The organism is Neisseria sp. Ec49-e6-T10 (assembly GCF_051132615.1).
Taxonomy (GTDB): domain Bacteria; phylum Pseudomonadota; class Gammaproteobacteria; order Burkholderiales; family Neisseriaceae.
The window spans coordinates 1,652,259-1,668,414 of record NZ_CP152375.1 but is presented as its reverse complement, the minus strand read 5'-3'; the positions used below and the strand labels follow the sequence as shown (position 1 = coordinate 1,668,414).

Genomic DNA, 16,156 nt, shown 5'->3' with positions numbered 1-16,156 from the left:
TCATGAGTGCCTTTCATCTTTCTAGAAGACGTTTTATTGGCAATACGCTTGGTTTACTAGGCGCAGCTGCCTTGCCTTTATATGGCTATTATTCACGTTTTCCACGCAACAACCCAAGTATACAAGTGCATAGACCCGGTATGCAGATGGGGCATTATCTGCGTGACAAGCAAGCATGGCCTAAGCCATCCAAGCAAATGAACTGTGACGTATTGATTATTGGCAGTGGCGCAGCAGCACTCACAGCAGCATGGAAATTAAGCAAAGAAAATGTTAAGGATTTTTTGTTAATAGAAGGCCCTGAACCTGATGGTAATAATGCGGGGATGTCTTACCAAGAACTCAGCTACCCAACGGGTGCACATTATTTGGCTTTACCCACGAAAGAGTCATTTCATGTCAGAGAAATGCTGACAGATTTAGGGGTATTACAAAAAGACCCTGATTCTGACACACCAACCTATGACGAACGTGTCCTGGTTCATGCACAAGAAGAGCGTCTTCTTAAAAATGATGTCTGGCAAGACCATCTATTGCCTGAAAATGACTCAGATAGCCAACGCTTTTTTCAACAAATCAACAACCTCAGCAATACCAAAGGCAATGATGGTAAACGGATTTTTGTTTTACCCTCAGCTTTATCTTCACAGGACCCAAAATGGCGCGCATTAGATAGGCAAACTTTCGCGCAATGGCTCAAAGACAACCACTACAGCTCGCCCGATTTACTTTGGTATTTAAATTATTGCTGTCAGGATGATTATGGTCAAGGCATTCATCAAGTGTCGGCTTGGGCAGGCTTACATTATTTTGCCAGTCATAATGCTCATGCAAAGCATGCCGAACATGCTGTCTTAGTCTGGCCAAATGGTCTGGCAAATATTTCAGCTCAATTAAGAGAAAAAATACAATTTAAGCGTATTAATTTATTTGATCATACAACACATGATCACATGCAAACACCACTCATCAGTCAAGGCAGTGCGCTGAACATTACTGAACATGACACGCATGTGGAAGTCCTCATCGGTACACATGATTTAGCTGAATTAAAAACCATGAAGATTCATGCTAAAAAAATAATTTGTGCGGCACCTTTATATATTTCATCCCATATTGTCTCGAATATTGAACAATATGGGTTTGTGCCCACAGAACATCTACCTGTTTATGCCCCTTGGCTGGTGTCTAATTTTGTCTTGAATCGTTTTCCCCAAGAAAAAAGTGGGACACCATTGGCATGGGACAATGTTATTCATCAAGGTAAAGGTTTAGGTTATGTTGTTTCCACCCACCAACTCATTCGCGTTGCTCGCCCTGAATTAACCGCTTTTACTACTTATCATGCTTTGGACTCAGAAGAACCAGCTCTAATGCGTGCTTGGTTATTAAATGCATCAGAAGAAGAATTATTGAACCTAGCGGTGAGCGATTTACGTACTGCATACGCAGAAGACTTTTGGCACTATGTTCAACATGTTGACATCAGTGTAAGAGCACATGCAATGGCCTGCCCTCATCAAGGTTTTTTACACAATAAAGGTTTACAAAACTTACAAGCACAACAAGGTCGTGTGTTATTTGCGCATTCTGATTTATCAGGGTTTTCAGTGTTTGAAGAAGCTTCATGGTGGGGATATCAAGCAGCATTGAGGTTATTGTCAGCTTAATTTATTGTATTTGAGCGCTAAATCACTCAAAATAATTATTCTATTTCAAAGAGACAAAAAAAATACTCATTGACTGATCAATGAGTTATTTTTTTATTTGGCGGAGCGGACGACCGCATTTTCTTTTTTTAATAATATGAAATATTTAACATTATTAAAAATAATTAATTATTTACTGTCTTATTTACTGTAAAAAAACTTTGTTTGAAAGAAGTTTCTATTTATTTTTAAATTGTGTGTTTTTTCTGGTAATTGTTTTATTTTGTTTTTATAGGCTATAATGCCGAAAACATATAGAAATACCAAAGGCGCCCAAAGATGCTAAAAAAAATACTTATTCTATGCTTCATAAGTTTATTAAGTTGTAATCAACTGGTTATTTCTCAAAGGTTGTACTCTCCCAGAAACGCCCCGCCTGTATGGATAGAAATAGATACTTCTCAAATTGAAGAGCTTATTGCTCAATGTTTTTCTATAATGGGCTATAAACATCGTATTATTCGTGATCATGAGCCTAGTAACTCACATCCGTTAAAAGATCATGTGGTCATTTGTAGTAGATATAGTATTTCTCCTGAATATAGAAAATCATTAGATGATCGTTTTACTAATTCTTATTTTCTAAAACAAAACATTCAAATTTCCAAGAAACAAGAAAAGCAATTAAACGAAGTATATAAAAAACTCTATCTTGTCATATGGAAAGTAAATTTAATTGATGCGTTATATCCACCAATGCCTGATGACTTTAAAAAAGAGTTTAATCAGCAAACTGGATTTACTGATTATATAAATAGGCTTGGGCAGAAAAACTATAATAAGTTAACTACAGATGAATTAATAAATAATTTTTTTGGGTCTCAAGAAAAATTCAACCAAGCGGAAAATAAATTCTATACAAGTAAATATAAAAAATATAAGTTAGGAAAATAGATGGCAGATTATTTAAAAGAAGTATTAATTAGAAGAACCCATCAAAAAAACCAAAAATATAGACCAGAAGAGCCTACTACTGGTGGTTTGCAAAACATTTATGGAGATCAAATAGAAAGCTCCCCATTCTTAAGAAGTATTATAGACCATCCTCAATTCAATGGTGATCCACGTATAGCAACAAAAGAAGAAATAGAACAATCAGGATTTAAAATAAAAGAAAGTGAGTATGGGGTAGAGGGAGTTAAATACGGAAAAAATAAAGAAGAGTTTCAAAAAATAGAGCAAAAATTTGAAAAATCACAACATTCAGATGAAGATAAGAAAAAATTTGAAGAAATAAAAAAAGAATATCTAACTACTTATTACAATGGCAATCAAATAGAAAGTGATAAAAATGAGTTTAAACCATATATCAATGAATTTGATGTCTATATATCAGAAGAGCAAGAAAAACAACTTAAGCAACTAGAAAGCATGGCAGAATCAATAGGCGTTGAGATTCGTCACTTTGGTGATAAGAAATTAACTTCTACTGATTACGAAACTATTCACTTGCCGACAAAAGAGCATTTTGTTTCACCAAATGCTTATATGCAAGTATTAGCGCATGAGTTAATACATGCAACTAAGTATAAAACACCACAATTCAATGATGAAACCATTCCAGAACCAAAAGCACAAGGTGATACCAATTATGTTGTTGATGAATGGAGAGCAGAGGTCGGTTCTGTTTTACTCATGGATAAGTTAGGTATTGATTACAACTTAGACTTAAACGCATATTATTTAAATAGTTGGTCATCTGAGTTAGAACAAAATATACCTATACGTAATCTAACAGTAGATGAACGTTGGGATAAGATAGAACAAGCTATAGATTCAGTTAATTTCTTATTAAAAAAATCTGGTTTAGAGCCAATGCTATATACAGATGAAGAAATAGACAAGCTACAAAAAATCAACGAAGCTTATCCAAGTTTGCCCCGTTCTTTATTTGAAAAAGAACAAATACTAAATAATCCTGATATCGATAATGAAGTAAAAAAAGTATACGATAAGTTATATGAAGGATTGGCGCCTACCATTTCAGAAAAAGCGGGGGATAAATGGGTAACGCCTTTATTAACAGAAACCACATACGCAAGTATTGCTAGAGGTCTGACAGCGGATAAAATCAAGCATCTAGGGATTAATGAAGAAAACGATGTTATTTTCACCATTGCAAAAAATTATTGGCCGTTCGCAACGGTTGATTCTACAAAAGTATCTAATGTCAACGTAGACGAACGTTTACAAGAGGCAAGCCAAATACATCATGATTTAACGAAAGAGCTCGAACAAAAACAGCTAGAAAGACAGTTACAATTAGCACAACAACAAGAACGCGGTGGCCGTGGTTTTGGTTAAAATGAATCGTGTTAAAACTTTGCATAAAAGTGCTTAATTTGTGCTAAAATTGCATAAAAGTTCAGCAGCAAAAAAACGTCTTAGCCCCTATATACAAGGGGCTTTTTCCATTGTTACACCCTGCATAATATATGCCCCCTTTTTATAATGCGCGGGCGAGAGGGGGAAGCGCGCGAGCGGGCAAAAAGATTTTGATTTTTGTTCATCATACAGAACAAAAAAGCGCCCAATTATAGGGCGCTGAGTTGCTGCAGTTGGTGTGGATTAAATCAATTGTCGTTTTCTTTTATCAAGTATTCTTTGAAGTCAAACGCTTTAATGTTTAGCTGGTTGTTTAGTTCAATCATTAAGAGTTGGATCGGTTCAATTTCATTTACTGAAAACACGTTAGCCGCTTTGATCACGTCGCCAAAGCCGCCCGTATTATTGGGTAAACCCATAAAGCCAAGCCGCCGCCGTCCGCTAATTTATATAGTTTATCTTGGGGTTTGGCGTTGTTAATCTTCAATGTAGATAAGGGTGTAACGATTTTCGGCATGTCTTTTTACAGTAAAAATATAGTGGTAAATAAATTTACTGTAAAGTTTATCAAACGTAAACAAACACGGGCGAACATTCGCGAACGTAGAAAAGATATTAAGTTAAGGTTTTTAAGGGATTTTTTAATTAAATCGAACGTCGAAGAACATCGACGAACGTAGATTTGGCGGAGCGGACGGGACTCGAACCCGAGAAAGTTTTTTTAATATCAATGTGTTACAATAACACACAGCCTAAATCCAGTCTATCAATAATACATGAATCAAAAAATTTGTGATGCCTGTAAATTTTCTTTTTACTCAAATCAACGCCAGACGCTTTGTTGTTCAAAAGCTGAATCAACATATTTTAATCAAGGGAAACAGCATTATTACTGGCTTAATTGTGCTGATATATACAAAAAAAATTGTCAAAATTTTTCTAAAAAAACACATGGTTTTTAACAAGAACTCAACAAAACCTATTTAGTGGTATATTTAAGAGAAAAGCTTTAACAACTCATTTAATAGTTGCTCAATGTTTAGTCCCTTCATTTTCTCTTTTTCTCCAAATTTATAATATGAGAATGTTAATTTCCAATTATCATTATAAATAACAATTTCAGCTTTTGTTTGAGGATTACTCATCAATGCACCTGGAGGAGTATCCTCATTAACATGAAAAACTAAATGAGGAAAATCATCTATCACGGTAACATTTCTTACTAGACTTAACCAATTTAACGTTCCAATATCATTTTTTTCTTTTCCCAGTCTTAACTCTGGATAAGCGAGTCGATAAGAATTATATCGCTTTGTATTTTCTAAGTAATTTTCATCAACTCTGAGTTGTACCCAAATATTATTTATAGCTTTATATTTTTCTACACTTTCGTAAAGTTCATCATAAAAAAGCTCAAGAAGTTGACCTAAATATTGGTCATTAATTAATCGTGTCATTCTATCCCCCTTGTTTATAAGCACTTCGCTTTTCCATATGTTTTATATTGTATCAATACAACAGAAAATAAAACACCTAAAAATACTTTCACGGCCCAGGGAACAAAAAACCGTTTTTTTTCATTGGCAAGGCATACACATTTTTTAAAACCCGTGGGTTTTACGTGATTATTTTTTTAAAGATTTGATTTTATTTGATTTAGTTTTTAAAACGTCCCACGGAATTGGCTATTTATCCACGGTTTCCCCACGGTTTCTTCATTTTTCCCACTTTATTTATTTGTCTTATTATTATTATTTATTTAATTTTTTAAAATAAAAACAATAAACTAAGAAGAAAAAGAGCCTAAAAAAAGAAAAATACAAACCCACGAGAAAACACACTGATTAAAATTTAACCCACGGTTTCCACTGGTTATCCCACGGGTTTTGGTGGGAAATATATTGAGAAAACCTTTTGTTTTTATTGTATAATTTTTTCATATACACCAAATCCACCAAACCACAGGTTATTTTTACTAGTACCCCCCAGAGCCATAAATATAGATAAAAAATTAGTTGACAGTTTTCTAATATTTAAATCAGAAAACGACGGCGTATCGAATAAAACAATATCGCCTATATCATCAACACAAAAAAAGATCTTCTCTAACTGTATTTTTATTCTATACAATGGCATAAAACCCCGTTATCATTCTACTTCGCTTTTCTTTTTTTAGTTTCATTATGGATAGACCACAGATAGAAGTTGACTTAGAGATTCAACAACAGCAACGACAGCTTCGTGAACAAGAAGAACAGCAACGTATTGCTGAGAAACTTCCTCAGGCTATGGAAGAGGTTCAACAACATCTAGAAAAAGACCAAACCCTTAAAGAATATTCACCCGAACAACAAAAACAACTGACCGAAGCATTGGCTATTGAAGTGGCTCGTAGCCCAACAGGGCAAAAAATAGAAGGTAATATCACCATCACCAATGGCAGTCTCATGGCTTTTTTGGATAAAGGCATCCCAGTTCATGTCGATATTCAAAAAGTATTGGCTCAACATCAACCAGAATTACCCGATGGACAACAAAAGAGTATTGATCCAGAACGACAAAAGCAGATTGATGAGTTATTGAGTCTATTTAACGTCGATAATCAACTTAAAGATCACTTTAGCCCCAAACAGCAAGAACTATTAAAGAAGCAATGGCTAAACAGCTTGATGAACATGCAGATGATCCACCAAGCTTGAAGATTTTACTTTACGATGACAAAAAACAAGATTTCTACTTTGTTACCCAACGTAATGAGCATCAGCATATACACCCCAGTCAATACCTAGAACAATTTAAAGAAGAACTACAAGCAGAACGTCCACCTTTATCTGATGAACGGCAAAAACAAATCAATCAATTAATGCAAACGCATGGTGTTGATACTCAGTTTGAGCAGAAATTTGATCAAAAGCATTTTAATACTTTATATGGAGCCATAGGGTACAGTATCCAAAACCATACAGGGACACCACCATTAGTTAATGATATTCGTGTAGATGAAAAACAGATTAAAATAGAACTTACTGATGGTTACCAATTAAAAATAGACACACAAGCTGTTTTAAATGGTGAAGTAAGTTTAGAGGATTGTGCGCAAAGAGAACGAATCCCTGTTATTGCTCAAAGAGGCGAAACAGGTGAAAGTCTAGGACGTAAACTTGATCCTGATAATCCTAGGGCTGCCTATGGTTATTTACTGGCTACAGAACAGGTTAGATTGACCCGTAGCGATGATGGGCATTTAATTCCTAATATTCGACCAGACAGAGCATACAATTATGATCCTAATCAGTACAACGATGACCAAAAGCAAAACTTTAGTCGTTTAGCTGGTACCGCTATTGGTGATGAAAGCCAATACAATAGAGTCTTAGATCAACAAAGAGCACAATTGGCTCAATTGCAGCAACCACAGAATACATTTAATTTTGATATTCCTCATGTTAGCCAACAAACACAACCGCAGAATTCGTTTGAGGATCAATTAAGAAATAGAGTGTTGGTATCTGAATATGTACCTACTGCACAAATGCCCGCTCCAAGTTATGGTCAACGTTTTTGGACAGGTTTAGTAAATGGTGCTAAAAACTTTGTAGTAGAACCAGTATTGCAGGCAAGGGATTTGGCTGTAGCAGGTGCAGCAGTGACCTATAATTATGTGGGTAATAAACAAGGCTCTGATATGTGGCTACCTGAAATGTTCAGTGGTACAGCGGATGCCTATCGTAATGGTACATCTCAAACTGAATTATTGTTAGGAAGTAATCCTATTACAGGTATTGGTGTGACCTCATACCATGCAACCAGAGCAGGAATAGAAGGTCGTTATGGTGATTTGTCAGAAATGGCAGGCAGTTTAACAACAGGCTTAGCCTTTGGTAAGTTAGCAACTCGTTATGGTGGGTATGGGTTAAGGTTGGAATCTGTACCTTTACCTTCAGGGGTACCCATATCACAGATGGGTGCTATTGGGGTAAAATTGCAGATAGTTACCCCTCATCAAGCATTACCCACGCCAAATTTAAGTAGACCTGTTAGAGTAGAAGCACAAATTGCCCAAGAAGCGCAAATATATGCGCGTTGGTCACAAAGGAACCGAGAACCTGATATTAGTCAGGTCATTAATCAAGAACGAGAGGTTTACGCCCGATTTGCTGAACGAGCCAGAGAGCCAAGCCATTTCCAACAAACATTAGAAAGTTACCGAAGATATCAACAAGATATTGATTTTAAACATATAGAGTCTGATGTGCGGATATTTGGGAATGGAACAGGTAAGGTACAAGGTGGACACTTTAGTAACTCACCTGATTTAGTGGTCACTGAATTAGTAAAACCCATCGGGGAAAATGGTGTGATATATGGTAGAGTTGGTATGCGGCAAGCACCAGGAGAACCATTTTACTTTAAAACAAATAATGGGGCAAAATCTACGCTCACCCCTATTGAATGGTCAGTATTAAGAAGCAAGCTTGAAATGAGTCATGCTTTTGAGAATAAAAAATTAGTAGATAGTGTTTGGCAAGGTGAATCTAGTGGCGTGAAATTCCAATTTAATCCACCAAGTCCAAATGTCCCACAATGGAGAGGATTCCCATTATATGAATGATAAAAAAGTAATATGCAAAATATCCGATTATGGAACATTTCAATCTCTTGCATTAATCTGTGTTAATCAAAATATGGAATTTGACGAAGCCATTTGTCGTACACTTTTAGATTTTATTAAACAACAAATCCCCGAAGATGATGCTGAGTTGGAGGAGTTATTTCAGCAAGCAAAAAATGGGACATACAAACCAGATGATCCTCGTTTTGCAGATTATGGGATTAACTCAAATGAAATATGGTTAAGACCACCAATTGCCCTGCCTGATCATATAGCTATCACCAATGAATATACAGAATATTCGATTGATCCAGATAGTGGTGGAGAACCACAACAGTTCACGTTTGATCAATATCGTAAGGTACTTAAATTCTGGCGAGATTGTCAAAAAATGGTAGAAGGAAAAGATTTGTCTACGATAATAGACTTTAGGCAAGAAATACCCTTTCCAGAAGCATAATATATTTAATCTTACGTAAAAACACCAAATAAACCAGTTTAAAAATAAATATAATTGGTAAAGATGCTTGTAATTATTGCAAAGGTGACCAAAGTAAAAACTGCTACCAAGGTGAAAAAAATGAGAACAAAAATATTTGATCAAAATGGCATAAAAATTTATAAAGAAAATAAACATTATTATGTACGATATGACGTTGGTGCACATCAAATTGTGATTCGAAAAGATGAAATAACAGAAGAAGAAGCTTCTAAAATGATGTCTAGCATGGAACAAGCAACTCAAGTGTTATTCAGAATCCAAAAAACTTTAGAAAAAAATGGGGAAAATCCTTATATTTCTAATATAAGGTGATATTGCTACTGTAGAGGCAATCAAGGTAAAAACCGTTTATATTATTGTTCCCTCATTCAGCTTTATCCTCCTTAATTTTGATGGTGTTGTCGCTGAAAATGCCACGCATGCGTAAACATAATCTACGCATCGATGATGCTATCAGCGGGTCAGAATCCATTATGGGTAGCCAATCAAATGGGCCATAGTGACTGAACAATGATTGCGCGAATTTATAAAAAGTGGATTCCAACTGCAGATCATTTGCCAAGTTCTAAAGCTGTGGAGTTATTTTCGGGATATAACGATGAAATACGACAAAAAAATCCAGCCTATTTCATTTTTGGTAACTTATTGATTTCCATAAGAAGATTTGGCGGAGCGGACGGGACTCGAACCCGCGACCCCCGGCGTGACAGGCCGGTATTCTAACCAACTGAACTACCGCTCCAAATCTTTGGTGGGTGATGACGGAGTCGAACCGCCGACATTCTGCTTGTAAGGCAGACGCTCTACCAACTGAGCTAATCACCCCTCGTGAGGAAGACGAATTAAACCATATTTGACGGCCTCTGACAAGTATTTTTATATATTCCTGATTATTTTTTTCATTACACTTTGTTTTTCTTTGAAATATTTTTATGTTATTTTTGTTCTATGTGCAGTAAATGTCCGAGCTTCTCAGCTTTAGTGGCCAAATAAAACTGATTTTCCTGACTTCGCCCTACTTCTAGAGATACTCTTTTGTCGATATTAAAACCCATTTCTTTAAAAGCTTGGATTTTTTGTGGGTTATTGGTCATTAAATCCAATGTTTGAACATTTAAATGCTTTAACATATCGTGAGCAATATTAAAATTACGTGCATCAACAGGTAAACCCAATTGAATATTAGCCTCTACTGTATCCAAACCTTGATCTTGCAATTGATATGCTCTAATTTTGTTGATTAAACCAATACCACGACCTTCTTGACGAAGGTAAAGCACCAAGCCTCTTTTTTCTTGAGCAACTGCTTTTAGTGCTGCTTCTAACTGTGGTCCACAATCACAACGCTTTGAGAATAAAGCATCTCCCGTCAAACATTCAGAATGCAAGCGGGTTAATACGGGTTGCCCATTGTCTATTTGCCCCATACTTAAAGCAACATGCTCTTGCCCTGTGAGTACCTCTTCAAATCCATGTAACAAAAAGACACCATATTCTGTTGGTAACTGGCATGTAGCAACCCATTTAACTTGCACAGGTTGATTATAATTTTTAGTGAATGTGTGCATATTGCTCCATTTTTTATCTCATCTACTTAATTTAATATGGTATCAGTCTCTTTATTTTAAAGTATGTTATGACTCTATTGCATTGTTTTTTAATGTATGGTCCGCCAATTTAATTGTTTTAATAATGATTGTAGAACCAACACTAAAGCAACTAAAGTTGCCTGATGTTCCTGACTAAAACCATTTATTGCCTGCTGCTGTGCCAATAAAACACCCACTATCACACCATGGGCGGTATGAATCGGTAAACACAAGCAGCTACCCATTAAATCATCAAATACCACATCATTATGTAAGCTTTGCCATTTTTTTATGTCTTCAACCACCATTGCCCAACCACTTTGTCCTACCTGTTCCACCTCTTTTATCACCTGATGGCTTTCTTGGATCTTACTGGGATGATGTTGATACAAATTAATCAAATTGACCAAGGTACTGGTCGGTTTTTGTTGTTCTTCAACATCGACATCCGCCTGATTTTCAGGAAACACATACAAAGTTAAATAGTCTTGCCCATACTGGGCTTGGGCTGAATCCAAAACAGCACAGATATTCACTAATAAGGCCTGTTGCTGATCAAATTGCATCAACAAATCAAACACTGAATGATTAATATCACCATGATCAAAGCTATTATTTTGCTCATTTATAGGTAGAGATAATTTTAATGTTTCAGCCTGCTTTTCAGTTGAAACATTCATGACTGTGTGTAAAGCAGCAATAATCACCTGAATATCAAGAGTAGATAATGCCAAATTTTGGGTATCAAGATAATCTTGAATCATTTTTTTATCCATAAGGAATACCTAAACCTACCTATCTTTTAAAATAGACAAACAGCTCTTGTTAGCTAAATACAAGAGCTGCTTTTATGTACAGACAAAAACCAATCAACTAAGTTTCTGGCTAAATGTTTTTAATAGTTTTGTAAACTCTGAACCTACTTCTGGATGGTTGACGCCATAAGCCAGCGTTGCATGCAAATAGCCCAATTTACTGCCGCAGTCATAACGTACCCCATCAAAAGCATGGGCTAAAACAGGCTCTTCCTTTAATAATAAAGCAATACCATCTGTCAATTGAATTTCCCCACCAGCCCCTTTACCAATTTGAGTCAACAGATGGAAAATTCTGGGCGTGAGAATATAACGGCCAACTACCGCTAAATTAGAAGGAGCAACATCTGGGTGAGGTTTTTCTACAATGCTTTTCACATACGAGAATCCAGCACGGCTATCGATTTCCACAATACCATAAGAGCTTGTTTCTGACGGTTCTACTGTCTCTACACCTAAAATACTGCTATTAGGATGGCTTTTATAAACTTCAAGCATTTGTCCCAGAGCACCTTTGGGCGCATCAATCAAATCATCAGCCAATAAAACAGCAAAATTTTCCTCACCCACAGCTGGTTTTGCACATAACACAGCATGCCCTAGCCCCAAAGCCTCAGATTGCCTGATATAAAGTGAGCTTACATTTTTCGGTAAAATATCCTGTATATGTGCCAATAATTGTTGTTTATTGCGATAAGCCAACTCTGTTTCCAATTCATAGGCTTTATCAAAATGATCTTCAATACTGCGCTTATTTCGACCTGTTACAAAAATGATTTCTGTGATACCTGCGGCAACGGCCTCTTCCACCGCATACTGAATAAGCGGTTTATCCACAACAGGTAACATTTCTTTGGGGCTGGCTTTTGTTGCAGGTAAAAACCGTGTCCCCATTCCTGCTACGGGGAAAACTGCTTTACGAATGGTTTGCATATATTTTTATTCCTGTAATAACTCAAGTAATCCTTGTTCATCAAGGATTGCTATAGACAATTCTTGGGCTTTAGCCAATTTACTTCCTGCCGCTTCTCCAGCAACAACATAATCTGTTTTTTTTGAGACACTGCCAATCACCTTACCCCCAGCAGCTTCTATCATTTCTTGAGCTTGATCACGCTTTAATGTAGGCAGGGTACCTGTCAGCACAAAACTTTTACCAGATAATTTTGATGTCGGCTCAATATTTTGATCGGTTAAATGAACTTGGCTCTGAATTTGAATATCGTGTAAAAATTGGGTAATCTGTGTCAATAATACACTATTTTGTTGTTCACTTACCCAATCTTGCCAATAACTAGGTAGTGCTTTATCCGTGATTAATTGATTCCAATGACCTGCCAAAGTTAACAGATCATTTGCCTTAACACGCGATACATTGATATTGGGCAAATGAGTCAGAATATCAATAGGATCCAATAAATCCATCAACTGAGTGGCAACTGAATTTTCTTGTGGTTTGACTCCTACTTGCAATAAATCATCGACCTGTTTAGCATGAATATCTGATGCAAAATAGCTGGCAATAGCCTGAGCAACAACTTCACCAATATCAGGCAAACAAGCCAAAACAGGAGCAGGCGCTCGACGTACATTGGCTAACGTCCCCAAATATTGCGCTAATGTTTTGGCAGTACGTTCGCCAACATGGCGAATACCTAAGGCAAATAAAAAACGGGCCAATGATGGTTTTTTGCTTTGTTTGATCCCTTGTAGAATATTTTCAGCCCAACGAGTTGGTATCTCTTTACGATCAGGAGCAATACCCTCTTGTTCATCTAATTGCTGCTTCATCTGCTGAAGCTCTGTCAAACTTAAACGGTATAAATCGGCAAAAGTGCGCACAAACCCTGTATCCACTAAGTTTTCGATTTGTCTTTGCCCTAACCCTTCAATGTCCATCATTCTACGGGAAGCAAAATGAATCATTCCTTGTGTTCTTTGCGCCTGACAAAACACACCGCCTGTACATCTGGCGATCGCTTCACCTTCTTCTTTCTCTATAGGACTACCACAAACGGGGCAAACAGTCGGCAATTGAAAAGCTTTATAAACGGACTCTGTCTCAGATGAAAACAAATCTGTACCTTGCCTTTCTTGCATAGGGCGCCGTTCAAATAAGACTTTGACCACCTCAGGAACCACATCTCCTGCTCGGCGAATATAAACCGTATCCCCTTGCCTAACATCTTTACGTTTGACCTCATCCTCGTTATGTAAGGTGGCATTGGTAACCGTCACACCTCCTACATATACAGGTTGCAGTCGAGCAACAGGTGTTATTGCACCTGTACGCCCAACTTGTACATCAATGGCTTCTACCACAGTTAATGCTTCTTCAGCTGGAAACTTATGCGCTAAAGCAAAACGTGGAGCTCTGGCAATAAACCCCAATTCCTGTTGCAAAGAAAGTTCATTAACTTTATAGACCATGCCATCAATTTCAAAAGGCAAACTGGCACGAATATCTTGTATTTTTTCGTAAAAATGGAGAACATCATCAATATGAGAAAAAATACCCCAATTTTCCTTTGGTGGAATTGGAATACCTAAACTGTGCACATACTCAAGCTCTTGCGCATGCGTACTTATTTGAACATTATCATCCAACTGGGCAATACTATAAGCAAAAAAGCTAAGAGGTCGAGATGCTGTAATTTTAGAATCTAATTGTCTCAGGCTACCAGCGGCAGCATTGCGCGGGTTTGCAAAAGGCTTTTGCCCTTTTTCTAACTGTGTATGGTTAAGGCTTTCAAAATCTTTTTTAAATAATAATACCTCTCCACGTACTTCTAATCGTTTGGGTATGGATGAGCCTTTTAAGGCTAAAGGAATCTTACGAATGGTACGTACATTGGCAGTCACATCCTCACCAGTGACACCATCTCCTCTTGTTGCCGCTTGTACTAATTGCCCATTTTCGTAAAGTAAACTCATGGCTAAGCCATCAAATTTAGGTTCTGCTGCGATGGTATAGGGTTTGCCTTTTAATTCTTGTTCTATCCGTTTAATAAAAGCAAAAACTTCTTCATGTTTTAAGGACCAATCACTCTTGTCCATATCAGAAAAAGCATTATTTAAAGACAACATTGGTACCTGATGTGTCACAGAGTGAAAATCTTTAAGTGCTTCACCGCCTACTCTTGAGGTGGGTGAGTTGTCTTGCTTAAATTGAGGATATTGTGACTCTAATGCTTGTAATTGCCGAAATACACGATCATATTCGCTGTCAGGCACACTAGGCGCATCCAATACATAATATTCGTGATTATACTGCTCCAGTTGAACAGTCAGCTGTCGCATTTGTTCAACAATAGCTTCATTTGTCATTTTGTTTTTTAACTTAATCAATTAAGAAAATAATCTTTGCGCCAACTCTCCACCTGGTGGGATATCTGCCTGAATCATTTTTTGCTGTTCAACCACAACATATTCTCTGATTTCTTTTAGCCATGTGGTTGATAGCTCCTGACGTTTATCGTCTACCAAATCCAAATGTAACTGGCTGGAAAAACGCACAGCAAGCTCCATAAATTGATTGAAGACTTTCTCCCCATCTGCAATCAAAGCCACACTAAAAAGCATACTGAAACCACGATACGCTTGCTTAGCCAACAATGGGGCAGTAAACGGGCTGTTATCCAACGTCACAATTGTGAACAAAGGCTGCTCCATTGCATCGTTAAAATAAAAGACCCCATCGTGCTCTAAAACAAATCCAGCCTCTTCTAATGCATGGCGCAACTCTGTACCAGGGATAGTAGTGCGAGACACCAAATGGATGGCAATAACTTTATCAACTTCTTCACAAAGATGGTCAATCACCTGAGCTTTTTCTAAAAATGCAGCTTGATCTGTCAATTTCAAACCAGCTTGCATTTGTGTAGCAAATTTTGCTGCTTGTTCGGTAAACTGCTGTAACTCAGCTTCACTGGTTAAGCCATTGCGATCAATTGCCTGCAACCCTAAGACAAAACCTTGATACTGAACACTGGGTACGGCTTCTGCCTCTTGAAAACGATTATTAACCGTACAGCCAACCACACGAAAACGTCGGCGATTACTCAATCGTGGCACCATTGTCAATTCTTGGGCAAAAGGTAATGCAACAAAAGCAAGGTAATCAATTCGTTTATCAAACCACGACAAATTAACTTTGGATAAATCATCTAAATCCAATAACCATTTACCTTCAACTGTGTCAACAACAGGATTAACCACTTCCTCTTGTACCACTTCAACTTGTTCAAAAACAAATTCTTGAACAGGCACATTTTCTTCTTGTGTTAAGACTGGCTCGAATTCCTCATCATCAGGATCATCAAAGGGTACTTCATATACAGCCTGCGCCGAGGCATGTTCTTCATCTAAAATAACAGGGCGCAACAGCTCTTCTTCCGCATCTCGTACCTGATTTTTAGAAACATTAAGCAAAGCGTCCTCTTGAGAGCCGCCAAACTGGGAACGAATTTTCTTACGAAATTGATTTTCTTGATAAATATTATAAGCAAAAATACAGGCAACCACAGCCAAGCCGATAATCAACAAAACCAATATCAGTTGTAAATCACTCATCGTTACGCTTCACTTTAGATCAATCAAAACCC

General features: G+C 37.1%; 13 protein-coding genes, 2 tRNA genes and 1 pseudogene. 7 read left to right on the top strand and 9 right to left on the bottom strand.

Annotated elements, in window-relative coordinates; all coding sequences use genetic code 11:
* Positions 1-2 precede the first annotated feature (2 nt).
* From AADH04_RS08690 to AADH04_RS08680, 3 genes are all read left to right on the top strand, one after another.
* Positions 3-1,670, top strand: coding sequence for an NAD(P)-binding protein (locus AADH04_RS08690; RefSeq protein WP_434776898.1), 1,668 nt, complete (start codon positions 3-5; stop codon positions 1,668-1,670).
* A gap of 318 nt (positions 1,671-1,988) precedes the next feature.
* The gene (locus tag AADH04_RS08685; protein WP_434776897.1) at positions 1,989-2,603 is read left to right on the top strand and encodes a hypothetical protein; all 615 of its coding nucleotides are present in this window, start codon (positions 1,989-1,991) and stop codon (positions 2,601-2,603) included.
* Positions 2,604-4,013 (top strand): zincin-like metallopeptidase domain-containing protein, encoded by a 1,410-nt coding sequence (locus AADH04_RS08680; protein WP_434776896.1) that lies wholly within the window; start codon positions 2,604-2,606, stop codon positions 4,011-4,013.
* Positions 4,014-4,440: 427 nt separating this feature from the next.
* Here the strand turns inward: AADH04_RS08680 and AADH04_RS08675 are convergent.
* Positions 4,441-4,551 (bottom strand): annotated as a pseudogene (locus tag AADH04_RS08675) (tyrosine-type recombinase/integrase); the annotation flags it as partial.
* A 478-nt stretch (positions 4,552-5,029) separates the two neighbouring features.
* Positions 5,030-5,491 (bottom strand): hypothetical protein, encoded by a 462-nt coding sequence (locus tag AADH04_RS08670; protein ID WP_434776895.1) that lies wholly within the window; start codon positions 5,489-5,491, stop codon positions 5,030-5,032.
* A gap of 726 nt (positions 5,492-6,217) precedes the next feature.
* On the opposite strand from AADH04_RS08670, the gene AADH04_RS08665 reads away from it, so the two are divergent.
* From AADH04_RS08665 to AADH04_RS08650, 4 genes are all read left to right on the top strand, one after another.
* Positions 6,218-6,733, top strand: coding sequence for a hypothetical protein (locus AADH04_RS08665; RefSeq protein ID WP_434776894.1), 516 nt, complete (start codon positions 6,218-6,220; stop codon positions 6,731-6,733).
* Positions 6,688-8,646: a hypothetical protein gene (locus AADH04_RS08660; RefSeq protein ID WP_434776893.1), complete on the top strand. Its 1,959-nt coding sequence runs from the start codon at positions 6,688-6,690 to the stop codon at positions 8,644-8,646. The genes AADH04_RS08665 and AADH04_RS08660 overlap by 46 nt, the downstream gene beginning before the upstream one ends.
* Positions 8,647-8,719: 73 nt before the next feature.
* Positions 8,720-9,106: a hypothetical protein gene (locus AADH04_RS08655; protein WP_434776892.1), complete on the top strand. Its 387-nt coding sequence runs from the start codon at positions 8,720-8,722 to the stop codon at positions 9,104-9,106.
* A gap of 120 nt (positions 9,107-9,226) precedes the next feature.
* Entirely contained in the window at positions 9,227-9,460 is a 234-nt protein-coding gene (locus AADH04_RS08650; RefSeq protein WP_434776891.1) for a hypothetical protein, read from the top strand.
* Between the two features lie 353 nt (positions 9,461-9,813).
* Here the strand turns inward: AADH04_RS08650 and AADH04_RS08645 are convergent.
* The 7 genes from AADH04_RS08645 to AADH04_RS08615 form a co-directional block, all read right to left on the bottom strand.
* A tRNA-Asp gene (locus tag AADH04_RS08645) sits at positions 9,814-9,890 on the bottom strand.
* Positions 9,891-9,897: 7 nt separating this feature from the next.
* Positions 9,898-9,973: transfer RNA gene (locus AADH04_RS08640), tRNA-Val, on the bottom strand.
* Between the two features lie 110 nt (positions 9,974-10,083).
* Positions 10,084-10,716, bottom strand: coding sequence for a GTP cyclohydrolase II (ribA, locus tag AADH04_RS08635; RefSeq protein WP_434776890.1), 633 nt, complete (start codon positions 10,714-10,716; stop codon positions 10,084-10,086).
* An 89-nt stretch (positions 10,717-10,805) separates the two neighbouring features.
* Complete coding sequence (locus AADH04_RS08630) at positions 10,806-11,513, bottom strand: hypothetical protein (RefSeq protein WP_434776889.1); 708 nt, start codon at positions 11,511-11,513, stop codon at positions 10,806-10,808.
* 93 nt (positions 11,514-11,606) lie between these two features.
* Positions 11,607-12,485 (bottom strand): UTP--glucose-1-phosphate uridylyltransferase GalU, encoded by an 879-nt coding sequence (galU, locus tag AADH04_RS08625; RefSeq protein WP_434776888.1) that lies wholly within the window; start codon positions 12,483-12,485, stop codon positions 11,607-11,609.
* A 6-nt stretch (positions 12,486-12,491) separates the two neighbouring features.
* Positions 12,492-14,879 (bottom strand): NAD-dependent DNA ligase LigA, encoded by a 2,388-nt coding sequence (gene ligA, locus AADH04_RS08620; RefSeq protein ID WP_434776887.1) that lies wholly within the window; start codon positions 14,877-14,879, stop codon positions 12,492-12,494.
* A gap of 21 nt (positions 14,880-14,900) precedes the next feature.
* Positions 14,901-16,124, bottom strand: coding sequence for a cell division protein ZipA C-terminal FtsZ-binding domain-containing protein (locus AADH04_RS08615; protein WP_434776886.1), 1,224 nt, complete (start codon positions 16,122-16,124; stop codon positions 14,901-14,903).
* Positions 16,125-16,156: the final 32 nt, after the last annotated feature.